This is a genomic window from Glaciecola nitratireducens FR1064 (genome assembly GCF_000226565.1).
GTDB lineage: Bacteria > Pseudomonadota > Gammaproteobacteria > Enterobacterales > Alteromonadaceae > Glaciecola > Glaciecola nitratireducens.
Window position 1 is genome coordinate 762,154 of sequence record NC_016041.1, and the last position, 14,072, is coordinate 776,225.

General features: G+C 42.6%; 12 protein-coding genes. 5 read left to right on the plus strand and 7 right to left on the minus strand.

From position 1 onward, the window contains the following. The first annotated feature begins 9 nt into the window (after positions 1–9). Both GNIT_RS03310 and lysC read left to right on the plus strand, forming a co-directional pair. Positions 10–570: a DUF192 domain-containing protein gene (locus tag GNIT_RS03310; protein ID WP_014107711.1), complete on the plus strand. Its 561-nt coding sequence runs from the start codon at positions 10–12 to the stop codon at positions 568–570. 76 nt (positions 571–646) lie between these two features. Beyond that, entirely contained in the window at positions 647–1,996 is a 1,350-nt protein-coding gene (gene lysC / locus GNIT_RS03315; RefSeq protein WP_014107712.1) for a lysine-sensitive aspartokinase 3, read from the plus strand. 173 nt (positions 1,997–2,169) lie between these two features. Here lysC and GNIT_RS03320 read toward each other — a convergent pair whose 3' ends face one another. From GNIT_RS03320 to lptD, 7 genes are all read right to left on the minus strand, one after another. Next, a complete protein-coding gene (locus GNIT_RS03320; protein ID WP_014107713.1) occupies positions 2,170–4,194 on the minus strand; it encodes a methyl-accepting chemotaxis protein in 2,025 nt (674 codons plus the stop codon). Positions 4,195–4,339: 145 nt separating this feature from the next. Further along, entirely contained in the window at positions 4,340–5,146 is an 807-nt protein-coding gene (locus GNIT_RS03325) for a symmetrical bis(5'-nucleosyl)-tetraphosphatase (RefSeq protein ID WP_014107714.1), read from the minus strand. A 7-nt stretch (positions 5,147–5,153) separates the two neighbouring features. After that, positions 5,154–5,528 (minus strand): Co2+/Mg2+ efflux protein ApaG, encoded by a 375-nt coding sequence (gene apaG, locus GNIT_RS03330; protein ID WP_014107715.1) that lies wholly within the window; start codon positions 5,526–5,528, stop codon positions 5,154–5,156. Between the two features lie 4 nt (positions 5,529–5,532). Then, entirely contained in the window at positions 5,533–6,414 is an 882-nt protein-coding gene (rsmA, locus tag GNIT_RS03335) for a 16S rRNA (adenine(1518)-N(6)/adenine(1519)-N(6))-dimethyltransferase RsmA (RefSeq protein ID WP_014107716.1), read from the minus strand. Beyond that, on the minus strand, positions 6,411–7,397 hold the full coding sequence (gene pdxA, locus GNIT_RS03340; RefSeq protein ID WP_014107717.1) for a 4-hydroxythreonine-4-phosphate dehydrogenase PdxA: 987 nt from the start codon (positions 7,395–7,397) through the stop codon (positions 6,411–6,413). Before pdxA ends, rsmA begins: the two co-directional genes overlap by 4 nt. Further along, positions 7,397–8,698 carry a peptidylprolyl isomerase SurA gene (gene surA / locus GNIT_RS03345; protein ID WP_014107718.1) on the minus strand — a complete coding sequence of 434 codons (1,302 nt, stop codon included), beginning with the start codon at positions 8,696–8,698 and terminating at the stop codon, positions 7,397–7,399. Before surA ends, pdxA begins: the two co-directional genes overlap by 1 nt. Before the next feature lie 32 nt (positions 8,699–8,730). Then, the gene (lptD, locus tag GNIT_RS03350) at positions 8,731–10,944 is read right to left on the minus strand and encodes an LPS assembly protein LptD (RefSeq protein WP_014107719.1); all 2,214 of its coding nucleotides are present in this window, start codon (positions 10,942–10,944) and stop codon (positions 8,731–8,733) included. 451 nt (positions 10,945–11,395) lie between these two features. Between lptD and djlA the strand changes: the two genes are divergently transcribed. The 3 genes from djlA to GNIT_RS03365 all read left to right on the plus strand — a co-directional run bounded on the left by djlA (position 11,396) and on the right by GNIT_RS03365 (position 14,069). Then, the gene (djlA, locus tag GNIT_RS03355; RefSeq protein WP_174268977.1) at positions 11,396–12,271 is read left to right on the plus strand and encodes a co-chaperone DjlA; all 876 of its coding nucleotides are present in this window, start codon (positions 11,396–11,398) and stop codon (positions 12,269–12,271) included. Continuing rightward, a complete protein-coding gene (gene xerD / locus GNIT_RS03360) occupies positions 12,272–13,216 on the plus strand; it encodes a site-specific tyrosine recombinase XerD (RefSeq protein ID WP_014107721.1) in 945 nt (314 codons plus the stop codon). Positions 13,217–13,316: 100 nt separating this feature from the next. Then, entirely contained in the window at positions 13,317–14,069 is a 753-nt protein-coding gene (locus GNIT_RS03365) for a thioredoxin fold domain-containing protein (protein ID WP_014107722.1), read from the plus strand. Positions 14,070–14,072 lie beyond the last annotated feature (3 nt).

The window sequence follows — 14,072 nt, forward strand, 5'->3', positions numbered from 1 at the left end:
GATCGCGTCGTGAAAAAATACTTATACAGCAATATCGTTGGCTTTATCGCCATTATATTTTCGTCAATATTTTCGCTGCAAGCCTGTGCACAAGAAGAGAGTACCAGAGGCTTAGACAAGCAGGTTCAGGTTGACACAACAGCAAGCCTTGATGATGAACTAAATGAAGAAGAGTTAGCTTTACTCGCTGACGACAGTAATATTAACATTGCATTTGCTGACAAGGCGCTCCAAGTTGAATTTGCCGATTCCTTTGAAGAAAGAGCGCTCGGGTTGATGCATCGCAAAAGTTTGTGCACAGACTGTGGCATGCTCTTTCAGTTTGATAGCGAACGTATAGCCAGCATTTGGATGAAGAACACCTTTGTGCCGCTTGATCTAGCTTACATAACGGTTGATGGTAGTATAGTCGACATAAAGCAACTTCAGCCCCACGACCTTAATTCAGTAGTGTCATCACAAGAGGTTCTTTTTGCCTTGGAAATGAATCAGGGCTGGTTTGCTAAAAACGGCATAAAAGTAGGTGATAAAGTATCAATAGAAGGGCGCGTTAAGCAGCCCTTATTTTAATAATAAACATTTAGCTGTATTAGGCAGCTGTCGATAATGTGTTTCTTTGAGTTAACGTAGAGGAAGATAAAAATAAATGAATTCAGCGTTGAATGTTGCCAAATTTGGTGGAACTAGCGTAGCGACCTACGAGACAATGTGTAATTGCGCGAAAATAATCGCGAGCAATCAAAGTACTAGAGTTGTAGTAGTTAGCGCTTCTGCGGGCATAACCAATCATTTAGTTGCCTTAGCAAACACAGCTTTAACCAGCCAACAGATCGAAGAAATTATCGAAAAGATTAAGACCATTGAGCTGGCTATTGTCGGTAAGTTAAAAAAACCAGAGCAGATAAGCGATAAGCTAAACGTATTGCTAACTGAATTAACCGAACTAGCAAAACATGAAGAAATCAACTTTAGAGATGATTTAAAAGACGCCTTAGTGTCTATGGGCGAACGCATGTCTTCACTGTTGTTTTCAGCGGTACTCAGAGAGTTCGACGTTCCGGCGACCAATTTTGACGTCAGAAAAGTCTTGCGCACTGATTCGTTGTTTACGCAAGCAGCGCCGGATCTTTCCGTTATTAGGCAACTTTCACAATCCTTGCTGCAGCCTGAACTTGATAGCTCAGTGATTGTGACACAAGGCTTTGTTGGTGCCGATGAGCAGGGCAGAACAACAACATTGGGCCGTGGTGGCTCTGATTTTACGGCAGCACTGCTGGCCGAAGCACTAGATGCACAAACCTGTGAAATTTGGACTGACGTTATTGGTGTTTACACAACCGATCCTCGCATTACTGACAAAGCGCGGCCTTTGCCAGAGCTTAGTTTTGAAGAAGCTGCCGAAATGGCCACCTTTGGTGCCAAAGTATTGCATCCGGCAACGATGGAGCCTGCGCTTCGACAGGACATTAAAGTGTTTGTTGGCTCTAGCCGTGAACCTGAAAAAGGTGGCACGTGGATAGTCAGAGACTGCGAGCATGAACCGGCTTATAGAGCCATTACGCGACGTAAAGACCAAGTAATGGTAACAGTCAAAACACCCCAGATGATGTATGCACAGGGATTCTTGCAGCGTGTTTTTACAATTATCGCGAAACACAATCTGTCGGTTGACTTGGTAACCACGTCTGAAATTTCGGTGTCGTTTACACTTGATAATCCGCCTAATTCCGTTTCCGAAAGGGTAAATAAAGAGACGCTCGCTGAGTTAACCACAATATGTGATGTGACTATTGAGCAAGGGTATGACGTGGTTACGGTTGTGGGAAATAATATGCATAGCTCTGCTGGCGTATCGAGCAAAATATTCGAAGCGGTGACTGATTTTAACTTACGAATGATTTGTTTTGGCGCAAACCCGCACAACTTATCTTTCGTCGTGAGTAATGCTGACAGTGAAGATGTCGTTCAAGTGTTGCACAAAGCGCTTTTTGAATAATCGTTCAGAAGCAGGCATAGCGCAGTTAATTATTGATACAGCTTAAAATTAAGCAATAAAAAAGCGATTTTGTAAAAATACAAAATCGCTTTTTTTGTAGCTATTAAAACGTTAAACCAATGTTAAGAAATAAATCTCGCTAGCTTGATATTCAAGCCTTCGCCGGGAAGTACTTAGACCTTAAAGCTACCAATAGACTCTTGTAGTTCATCCGCCAGTCTCGCTACTTCAGCGCTCGATTCTGTTGTCTGCTGAGCACCCAAAGATGTTTCCTCTGCAATACCTACAATGCTCTCGAGTTTTTCGCTAATTTCTGCCGACACCTGATTCTGCTCACGTGCTGCTTGTTCGATGCGAGTGCTAACTTCATGCGCTTTGTGCACCGCGTCAGTAATCAAATCAAGCGCTTGAGCTGCTTTCTCAGTTTGTTGTACACACAACTCTGTTTGTTGCTTGCCTTGCGTCATTACCGCTACCGCCTTTTCAGCGCCAGCTTGCAAGACCTCTATCATCGAATTAATTTCTTGCGTCGATTTTTGTGTCCGACTTGCCAGAGTGCGCACTTCATCTGCGACAACAGCAAAACCTCGACCTTGCTCACCCGCCCGTGCTGCCTCAATTGCGGCGTTCAATGCGAGTAGGTTAGTTTGGTCTGCAACGCCACGGATTACATCAAGGATACCTCCTATGGATGCGCTGTCTTCATGTAGTTTGTTAATAACGTCAGCAGCTTCCTGTACGTCACGAGCAAGTACTTCAATAGTCCGTTTGTTGTCTAAAGATATTTGTTTTACTTTCTCTGCCTCTTCATCAGCGTGACCAATTTCTTTCAAGGTATCGTCAGCGCTTTGCGAGACAAGTAGAGATGTGCTGTGCATTTCAGTAGTAGCCGCCGCAATTTGCGATATTTGCGATTTCTGATCTTGAATCGATCTCGTTGTTTGTTCGGTTACAGCCGATGTTTCACCAGACGCAGCGGCAAGTTGCTCTGCTCGGCGATGAATGCCTTCAATTAATGACTTTAAGTTATCAATAAGTAAGTTACAGTTTTTCGAAAGCACACCAAATTCATCTTTTGATGAATCATCAAGGCGATGCGTTAAGTCACCAGAAGATGCAATTGTGAGTAATTCATTGACTTTTGCTAACGGATTTATTATCGCAATAACACTCTTGTATGCTGTGAATGCGGCAATACCCAAGGATGCCAATACCATCACAACCACCCATTGAATGCTTGAGCTAACTTGAGAGCTAACGTCCTCTTTGAGTGTTGTTGCTTTATTGTTAGCCAATTTTAGTAAGCTAGCTAATGATTCCAGCGCACGCGTAATATTTTCATCAGATGCGTCTAAGAATTTCTTAGAATCGACAGCTCTTTCTAGCATATTTGTTTTTGTTCTTAGAATGCCATTAGAGCCAGATGTTGTTTCTTTTATTGTATCAATTAGGTCTCCGACTTCATCCAATGTGCCGGTATCGTCTTGTCCGTTTGCCAAGCTCACCATACTCGCAAATTGCTCATCAGCTTGCTCAACCATTACCAGAACTTCTTTACTTCTGAGTTCTGCTCGTTGAAGTGTCTCAGTCGAAGCGAACTCAGCAATAGAAGATAGAAGTGAGAGTAAATTTGATTCTAATTTAACGCCTTCGCTCGCTACTTTTGAAAGTAAAGCTGAGTTAGCGACTTCATCTAAATCAGTAAAGTCCAATAATAAAGAAGTGGCATCATCGGCACTTTCTTCAATCACTGCATACTTAGATTTTACGCTGTCACCGAAGTTTTGTTCAGCGAGGCGGTTAGAATAGACTTGAATTGCGTTTGTGGAATATTCGTCATACGCGACTTCAACTGAAGCAAGAGCGCTTTTCAAACTACTTTCAGATTGCACCGTAGTGCGTAAATCCGATAGCTCTGATTCAAAATTGCCTTTACTCGTCTCAAATTCCGATAGCTTGTCATTTAAATCGGGTTGATTAGTTGTGACGTAAGCCTCAAAGGTTAATCTCCCCATATTGAGGAACGACGCTTTTAAACTGCTGCTTCCTCCCACGGTTGGCAATGCTAATTCACTTACCTCAGCAGTGGCACCTTCGATCTTATTTAAACTAACAAGCGACAGTGCACTTAACAATACGAGCAGAAAACTGATGATGCTAAATCCGCCTATTACTCGCATTTTCACGGTAAGATTCATTTTTTGACCCCTAATTACTCGGTTTTGTGACAATGATTTCTGTCTTTTGAACAGTAGCGCAAGAGTAATTGATTTCAGCAAAGACTCGGGTACGCAGTTTCATAACTATGTGTATATGAAGGTATCGGTAGGAGGGTCTTTTTCTTTATGCCTGTTGTGAAAATAACTGCTTCGATTCAATGCAATAGAGCGACATTCTCTTGCCCCAGACGAATCCAGTATCTAGCGCGATGATATTTTCGTTGTTAGTTTCGCCCATTAATGATGCCCAATGTCCAAATAAAATGATTTTATTTTTCTTCAATTTTGGATTGGGAGAAAGATACCAGGGTGTGAGTTCTTCGGGCGCGACATTTGGGTGGCATTTAGTTTTGAATTCAAGCGCGTTGTCGCTTAAAAAGCGCATTCGTGTTAAGGCGTTTACGACAAACCTAAGGCGCTCATTGCCTTCTAAACTGTCGTTCCAAACGTTTGGTGTATTGCCATACATATTCTTCAAAAATTTGAGTTGTTTGCTACCGCTTAATGCTTCACTTACTTCATCTGACAGCGCTAGCGCTTTTTTTGTAGACCACATTGGATACAGGCCGGCATGAGAGATAAAATGCCGCTTAGCCGGTTTTAAAGCTAGCTTCTTAGTACTCAGCCAGTCTATGAGTTCACTGAATGATTTGTGTTTCATTAATGGGGCAAGTTTATCGACGGGTTTGGGGTCGCTGATGCCGTGAGCCATGGCAATAAGATGTAAATCATGATTGCCGAGCACGGTATCAAAATGATCGGAACCCAAATCGTTTAAAAATTTAAGAGTCTCTAAAGACTCGGGCCCGCGAGCTATGAGATCACCAACAGCCCATAGCTTATCTTTTTTTGCATTAAACCCTGCCGCCTGCAGAAGTTTGCGCAATCCTTTATAGCAACCTTGAATATCGCCGACTACGTAATTCTTCATGCTAAGATTAATGCAAGCTGTTTGGTTTAGACAAGTTAAAAACAGGTATCGATTCACGATAAGCTTGCCCGTCCGCGAGCTCAAAGTCGTAATAACCTTCCATTGTGCCTACTGCCGTCTTTATCATCGAGGCGCTCGTGTATTCATAGCTTTCATTTGGTTGAATAATTGGCTGCTCACCGACGACACCTTCGCCCTCTACTTCAACTCGTTCACCGTCACCATTGGTGATTAACCAATATCGGCTTAACAGTTGCGCAGGTTGTGCCAGGTTATTGCTGATGGTAACAGTATAGCTAAAAACATAAACAGGCGTGTTGTCGCCGCTGTCTTTAACGCCCATAAAATTGGTTTTGGTGCTGATGTTGAGTGATTTTTTCATTGCTTTAGTCTGCTTTTTTAGTCACGGTTTCTTCAGCGGATTGTTGTTCAAGCTCTTCTTTTTCAAACTCTTCTTTTTCAAAAGCGATGCGCTTTTTCTCAACGTAATTAGCTATCAATGCAAAATCCTGTAAAGACAAGGCTTCAGCTCTCAATTCTGGTTTTATGCCTAAAGATTCGATTTCTTCGTGCGACATTAATTCTTTTAAGCTATTGCGAATGGTTTTTCTGCGTTGATTAAATGCAGTGGTAACTACTTGCTGTAGCCTGTCGATACTATCGACTTGAGCCGGTGGCGTTGCATGTGGTACTAGTCTAACAACAGCAGAGTCTACTTTTGGGGCAGGCTTAAAGGCTGTAGGCGGAACGGCGACCACAGGGATGGCTTGGCAGTAATATTGCGCCATCACCGACAATCGGCCATAAAGCTTGTCTCCATGGCTTGCACACAGGCGTTTTACCACTTCATTTTGAAGCATAAAATGCATATCTTTCACTTTGTTGGTGAAAGTAAACAAATGAAACATCAGTGGAGTTGAAATATTATAGGGAAGGTTGCCAAAAATCCTCAGTTCACCATCCGTCTTAACTAGACTGGCGAAATCGAACTTCAGTGCATCTTCTTCTATAACGGTCAGCTTTTTACTCAGAAACGGATGCTCACGTAACCTTTTTGCTAGGTCTCTGTCGAGTTCGACAACAGTGAGATGGTCAACTTCTTCCGCAACTGGGTCGGTTAATGCGCCTAAACCGGGGCCAATTTCGACAAGGTTCTCTCCGGGTTTTGGATTAATCGCGGAGACTATTTTATCAATCACATACTGGTCATGCAGGAAATTCTGACCAAAGCGTTTTCTTGCCGTGTGGCCTAAGTGCTTTTGACTCATGATTTTTTCCTAGCCAGTTTGATGGCTTTGTTAATTGCTTTGGTGAAGCTACCGCAATCGATATCACCAGTACCAGCAAGGTCACATGCAGTGCCGTGGTCCACTGAGGTTCTAATAAACGGCAGACCCAGTGTGATATTCACCGATGCGCCAAAGCCCTTGTACTTCAATACCGGCAGACCTTGGTCATGGTACATCGCTAGCACAGCATCAGCTTTTTCTAAGTATTTTGGTTGGAAAATAGTATCCGCAGGGAGTGGGCCAACAAGATCAATGCCCTGTGCTCGCAGCTCATTTAATTTTGGTGTAATTACCAAAATTTCCTCAGTACCTAAATGACCGTCTTCACCAGCATGTGGATTTAAACCGCAAACATAGATTTTAGGCGCTTCAATACCAAATTTAAGCTTCATGTCGGTGTGAATAATATGAATAACTTTGTCGAGGCGCTCAGGCGTGATAGCACGGGAAACGTATTGCAACGGAATATGCGTTGTTGCAAGGCACACGCGCAAGCCTTCGGTTGCAAGCATCATCACAACATCGCTACAGTTAGACTGGTTTGCAAAAAATTCGGTGTGACCACTGAACGAAATGCCTGCTTTATTAATGATGCCTTTGTGCACGGGGCCCGTTACGACCGCGTCGAAGGTTGCGTTAATGTTCTCGTCACAGGCTTGGCGCAATGTTTCGACAACATAGTGTCCATTTTCGCTATTTAATTCTCCTGCTATAACAGGAACTGCCACAGGTATATGCTTAACGATCAATTGGCCAGGCTGCTGAATATAGTTACTACCAGCATCATAAGGAATGATATCGAGTGGAACTCCTAATAATGTAGCTCGTTCTTGCAGCATGTCAGCGTCAGCATAAACCACCAGTTGAGCATCCCAGACCTGCTGGGATAATTTAATGATAAGGTCTGGGCCGATGCCCGCAGGCTCTCCGGGCGTAACAGCAATCTTTAAAGTTTTTGACATTACAGGTCTTTTTTATCGAGTAATTCAATGTAAGCACCTTCACGCATTTCGCGTAACCAAGTGTCTGTTTCTTCATTAAATTTTCTGTTAAATAATAATTGATACGCACGATCTTCCTTGCGTTTTTCCGTTGCATCATCAATGCGACGTTCAATCAACTGAATCAAATGCCAACCGTGAACTGTTCTAATTGGCTGGCTATATTCATCTTTTTTCAGGGTGCTAAGTGCATCCTTGAACTCAGGAACATATATGCTTGGGTCGTTCCAACCTAACACACCGCCTTTCAAAGCTGAACCTGGATCTTCGGAATGCTGCTTTGCTAGCTTAGCGAAATCTTCTTCGCCTTCAATTAATTTGGTACGAAACTCTTGCAGCATTTTTTCTGCTTTTTGATCGCTAAGGATAATCGACGGCTTCACCAAAATATGGCGAGCGTTAACTTCTTCAACTTCTACAGTCTCGATGCCTCTCGAATCCAGTATTTTTAATACATGGAAGCCGGCGCCGCTGCGCAACGGACCAATTAAATCGTCTTTTTTCTTACCGTCTACGGCTTCAGCGAACAAGGTTGGCATAGAGTTAACGTTCATCCAACCCATATCACCGCCCTCAAGTGCTTTTGGACCAGAAGATGATGCTATCGCGATTTTGGTAAAATCGGACCCAGAGTTTAACAGTTCAAGCACCTTTTCTGCGGTGTCTCTCGATTTAGTAATTTCTTCTTCCGTTGCACCCGACGGTACAGCAATCAGAATATGGCCTAAACGGTATTCAGCTTGTTCGTCACCTTGTTGGCTAATTAAGTTTACCAAGGTCTCAATTTCTTGTGGTGTAATATAAACACGGCGTCTTACATTTGCGCGCGTTACTTCACCTGTGATTAGCTCTTCACGGACTTTTTCGCGATATACTTCGTACGAAAGGCCATCAAGCTGCACCCTTTTGCGCAATTCATCAATGCTAATATTGTCTCTCTGCGCAATGTTGCCGATAGTTTGCTCTAGCTGTGGGTCACTTATCTGTATGCCCATGCGTTCTGCCATCTGCATTTGCAGGCTTTTTAATATTAAACGTTCGATTGCTTGCGTGCGCAAAGCTCTGTCTGACGGTAGAGCTTGTCCTTCTGCAACTGCGCCTTGTTTAACGGCATTGACTAGCTCAGATATTTCACTTTCAAGAATGACGCCTTGGTCTACAATGACGGACACTTTGTCTAGACTTTGCTCAACCGCGCTGGCTAGCATGCTGAAAACGACGGTAACACTCAGTAAGCTTGCTTTTAATAATCTGTATTTCATATTTTCTCTATTTAAATTACGTCTAAATCTAATTAATTTAAAACATAGGGCTGGCGGTAGCCAAACATCCCTTGCTCTAACATATCGGAATTACTTCTACGGCTGCCAATACCTTTAATAATAAACTGTAGGCCTATGCCTGAGTCAAACTCATCGGTTGTGCGTAAGCCTGTTGCGTCAAATCGGTTGCTGAGACTGCGCTGATAAGTGAAACGTAATGCCCAGCAACAACTTTCGTATTGAATGCCAGCAAAGCTTTCGGTGGTTCTGGATAGATTAGCATCTCTATACCAGCGTCCTACCCAATGCCATTTTTCGTTGATTGGCCAACTAGCCGTTACACCAAATTGGTTTATTTCCTCTCCAGACAGATCGCGAATATAGCGATGGTTTACCTGTATAAGCTTATTATCGTCAATACGATACTCAGTCGCAACACTACTACGTTCTACTTTTTGGGTTTGCGTCTCAACCTGAATATCAGAGTGCAAAAACCAGCGTTGGTTCACTTGCCAATCAAATTCAGCGGCTAAAGCTGAGCGATTGTCTTCTCTCACACTGCTAATTAGCTTACTGTCTTCCAAATAAAATATCTGACCGACGCTTAGCACCAATTTTTCTCTGTTTTTTTGATCAATGAGTCTGGCTGTTGCACCTAATGTAAATTGATTATTGTCGTTAATGCGATCTAAACCTGTAAATTCTTGCCCGCGGAATAAATTGTTAAAAGTAGTCAACAGCGGTGTTGTATCGTAAAGACCAATATTGTCTTGTTCTTCAAAGCTAGTATAAAGGTACTGCACCTTTGGTTCGATAGTCAGCCCGTATTTATCATCTAATACTAAGCCTTCTTTTTCGAAAATGAGAGAACCATATAATCTCCCTTGACCAATGGTTCTACTGACGCTTTCGTCAAGCTGCCCTACAGAACCTTCCGGCAGTTCTTGCTCATAATAAGTTTGTAGCAAACTCACTTCTGCTAACAGTTCACCCCAAGCGCGCTGGTATGGCAGGGATAAACTAGGCTCAATGTGCACTCTAAACGCATTCGGTTTTGAATCGAGCTTATTCTCAAAGTAAGCCGCTTCACTTGCTAATTTGAAATCAATGTATTCACCGATATCGCTGCCGTAATTTAACTTCATTTCGGGTAATGCACGATACACATCGGGATGATCACCAACAACTTCGAAATCGCGAAACTGCAAAGAAAAGTCTAAATTAGGTGAGTAGTAATTTAACCCTAGTTGGCGGTATAAGTGAGTGTCAGCGCGATTGTAATAATCAGAGCCAAGGTCAACGATATAGTTGTCGTCACTTATCCCGCTAAAATCGACATTTAAACTCCAATTGTCGCTTAATTTCCCTTGATGCAAATATCGATAAAAATAGCGGTCCTCTTGAGTGAGGGTATCGAGATCCTTCGGTAAGTATTCTAACTGCACTTCACCTTGACTTTGACTAAACAAATAGCGGAATTCTGTTTTCAGTTGAATACCGCGGTTGGTCATCGCTCTCGGCGAGAAAGTTGCGTCATAATTAGGCGCAATATTCCAATATACCGGTTGTTCATACTCAAGACCGGTGCGGGTTGAGCTGCCAATATTAGGAAATAATAATCCGCTTTGACGTTCAGCAGTAACGGGAAATGCAAAATATGGGAGCCAAAACACCGGCACACCACCAAGGTAAAACTTAGTGTTGTAAGCCTCACCAAATGGACTGTCTTTAGCAATGACAATTTCATTAGCAAACATTTTCCAATCTTCACTGCCTTCAGGACAGGTGGTGAATGAGACTTGTTCTAAGCGTAAACCTTGTTCACCAGAAAGCGACAGCAAATCAGCCGCACCACGCCCTGATATGTTTTTAAATTGATACTCAGTATCTTGCATTTGCAATAATTTAAGGTCGCTGTTCAATTCAACGCCTTGGCTTTCGACTTGCAAAGCTTCGTCTCGATAAAGCACATCACCGCTAGCGATAACTTGTTTTCCGTTATTATCTATTTGCGCAACATCTGCATTTATCATGGAGCTAGGACTGGTAATCAGAACATTACCGTTAAATAATGCTGATCTATTTTGAATCATTTGGGCGGCGTCAGAACTTACTTTGATCTGCTTACCGGTAGTCAGTAATGATGACTCAAACGGCGTGCTTTCAGGTATACACAACTCAACAGTTTGCGCACTCACAAAAAATGCACTAATACTGAGCGTTGTGGCAAAGAACAATTTAATCATCAAGTGATTTTAGGTAACCTTTTCAGCTAGTCTCGGTGATTTCACCAAGAGCTAATGTTCGCATGGTGTCGCTTAAGCATCGTCTCGTTCCCTCGTTCCATAGTGTTGAAAATCACATTGAAAAATCACGTTGCAACACTACTTGAGATGCTTTTGTTGACGTTGCGACCCTGCACGACACAGGTATTTTTCGCAACTATCGAATATAGCGTTCAAATGACCTTAAATTTTAATGCTTTGGGGCGGAATAACCAACTATATTGTTGGATAATTGGCAATAAATACATAATTAAATGTAAAATGCTGAAAAATACAGCGAAATTAGACGCAGAATGCTACCAACGAGTGCATAATTCATTCGAGAACTACTGTTATTGATTCACTCGCTTGTACAGTGAAGAGTGATTTATTTTTTATAACGTAAATAAAAATGCCAGAGGGCAACAAAAAGATGCAAATTTGGGGAAAGGTTGTTGGTGTGCTTTTTGGCTTTATGTTTGGCCGAGTAGCGGGTGCGATATTGGGTTTGGTGGTCGGCCATATATTCGATGTCACCTACAGTAAAGATTTTTCTCAAAAAGGCGGTTTTTCTCGTTTATTCACCACTTCTAATGAAATTCAACAACAGGCGGTTTTTTTCCATAGTTTGTTTTCTGCGCTCGGGCATGTTGCAAAGTCAGATGGCAAAGTGACGCAAGAAGATATTCAGATCGCGTCTGCTCTAATGGATGAAATGAACCTTAGCGGTGACGTAAGATTAGAAGCACAGCAAGCCTTTAGGGACGGTAAGCAACGTGATTTTGCGATTATCGAGATGCTGCAACAATTTAAGGAGCAATGTCATGCTCGCAGAGATGTCCTGCAAATATACTTGGAAATATTGATTCAAGCATCCTGTGCAACTAAAAAGTTGAGCGCCGCGCAATACACCGTATTGGAAAAGGTAGCTAAAGCGCTAGGTTTTAGACGCGTTGAACTCGATTTTTTGATTATGACTTTTGAGGCAGAACAACGATTTCGTAGAGGTCGGTCGCAGGCAAATAATCAACGTGGTCAGCAAGGCCAACACAGACAAGGCCGGCAACAAAGCACACAGCGCTCGTATTCGGCAATAGCTGAACTTGATGATGCATACAAGATTTTAGGCATAAAACAAAGCGATGATGCAAAGTTGGTTAAAAAAGCCTACCGCAGACAAATGTCATTGCATCATCCCGATAAAATGGCATCAAAAGGTTTGCCTGCGCAGGCACTTGAACTGTCTAAACAAAAAGCGCAAGACATTCAAGCTGCCTACGAGTTGGTTCGAAAACATAAGCATTTTTAAATGAATTTAATGACCGAACAAAATCAAAAAGAAAAAGCCATTCTTTCGGCTGAAAATGAAATTGCGATTAATGACTTTATTAGCATGCTTTGGGTTGAAAAAGGGCTCAGCGATAACACGGCTTCTGCCTACAGAACCGACCTCAGTAAGTTTTCGCTTTTTTTACAAAGCAAATCAGCATTAACTTCAGATCTGGTTTCAGTGCGAAAAGAGGATATCCAAGCCTATCTGACTGCGCGTTTTGAACAGAAGCTGTCCCAACGTTCAACGTCAAGATTTCTGAGTTCATCGCGATCTTTCTTTAAATACGCTATCGCGAAAAAGTGGCGTGAAGATAACCCGACGCAAGGGGTTAGTAATCCAAAGTTACCAAGCTATTTACCCAGCACGCTAAGTGAAAAGCAAGTAGACGACTTATTGGCTGCGCCGAATGATGACGATCCAATAAATGTGCGTGATAAAGCCATGCTTGAAGTGCTGTATGCTACCGGTATTCGAGTATCTGAATTGGTCAACCTGCAAATGAATGAAGTGAGTCTGCTGCAGGGCGTTATTAGGGTGATGGGTAAAGGCAATAAAGAGCGCTTAGTGCCGTTAGGTGAGGTTGCGATTGATTGTTTAGCTACTTATTTAAAGGAGTGGAGGCCACAATTGCTAAGTAAACCGAGCAACACCATTTTTCCAAGTAAGCGCGGCTCGACAATGACGAGGCAGACCTTTTGGCATCGTATAAAACTGCACGCAAAGCAGGCTGGTATTCAGGTACATTTATCTCCTCACACCCTAAGGCATGCTTTTGCTACTCATTTACTAAACCACGGCGCAGATTTGCGCGTGGTACAAATGCTGTTAGGTCACAGCGATTTATCTACAACACAAATTTATACCCATGTTGCTACCGAAAGACTTCAATCTTTGGTGAAAAACCATCATCCTCGAGGATAAGAAAAAAGTTTGAATATTTTTTTGCAAACAGACGGTCTAGTAACAAACAGAAAGAATACTTAAAACAAAAAGCGACATCGCAATTTTTTGGAATTATTATATGAATTATATTTATAACTTAACGGCAGCAACCAAGCTTGTTGCTGCTTCAATCTTGCTGCTTTCCTCAGTGCTGACGACATCAGCGTTCGCTGCTCAACAAGAGCATGCCGAGCTAATAAAACGTTTTGAGCAAAAGCTAAACTTCAAAATAATCTCTGTGGCTGACGCAAATGTTCCAGGCTTATTGCAGATAAATACGGACACTGGCATTTTTTACGCTAGCGAAAACGGCGAATACTTTCTAAGTGCTCGCATTTACCGCGTGGGTGACGAGATAGTCGATGAGACAGGCGCCGCTTTACAAAAGTATCGTCTGGAGGGTATCAAGCGCTTTAAAGATTCAGCTATTGAATTTAAGTCTGCAAAGGAAAAGTATGTGTTAAACGTATTTACCGACGCGACGTGTGGTTACTGTCGGAAATTGCACAATGAAATGGATATCCTCAATGACTTGGGTATCACGGTTCGCTACCTTGCGTTCCCAAGACAAGGGCTTAATAGCAAAGTTTATAGCGACGCAGTCTCGATTTGGTGTTCAGACAACCCGCAAGAAGCGATGACACAGGCTAAGGCCGGTGGTAACGTTGCTAGCACATCGTGTGAAAATGAAGTAGCGGAACAATATAATTTTGGCAAAGCAATTGGCGTTAACGGAACCCCAAATATTATTTTGCCAGACGGCACAGTTATCCCCGGCTATCAGCCAGCTCAAGCTCTTTTGGCAGCTTTAAGAGCTGCAGAGAAAGCGTAGGAG

Coding starts and splice junctions, on each gene's coding strand:
- GNIT_RS03365 (WP_014107722.1), top strand. CDS start 13,317: ATGAATTATATTTATAACTTAACGGCAGCAACCAAGCTTGTTGCTGCT.
- xerD (WP_014107721.1), top strand. CDS start 12,272: ATGAATTTAATGACCGAACAAAATCAAAAAGAAAAAGCCATTCTTTCG.
- GNIT_RS03320 (WP_014107713.1), bottom strand. CDS start 4,194: ATGAATCTTACCGTGAAAATGCGAGTAATAGGCGGATTTAGCATCATC.
- djlA (WP_174268977.1), top strand. CDS start 11,396: ATGCAAATTTGGGGAAAGGTTGTTGGTGTGCTTTTTGGCTTTATGTTT.
- rsmA (WP_014107716.1), bottom strand. CDS start 6,414: ATGAGTCAAAAGCACTTAGGCCACACGGCAAGAAAACGCTTTGGTCAG.
- lysC (WP_014107712.1), top strand. CDS start 647: ATGAATTCAGCGTTGAATGTTGCCAAATTTGGTGGAACTAGCGTAGCG.
- lptD (WP_014107719.1), bottom strand. CDS start 10,944: ATGATTAAATTGTTCTTTGCCACAACGCTCAGTATTAGTGCATTTTTT.
- surA (WP_014107718.1), bottom strand. CDS start 8,698: ATGAAATACAGATTATTAAAAGCAAGCTTACTGAGTGTTACCGTCGTT.
- apaG (WP_014107715.1), bottom strand. CDS start 5,528: ATGAAAAAATCACTCAACATCAGCACCAAAACCAATTTTATGGGCGTT.
- GNIT_RS03325 (WP_014107714.1), bottom strand. CDS start 5,146: ATGAAGAATTACGTAGTCGGCGATATTCAAGGTTGCTATAAAGGATTG.
- pdxA (WP_014107717.1), bottom strand. CDS start 7,397: ATGTCAAAAACTTTAAAGATTGCTGTTACGCCCGGAGAGCCTGCGGGC.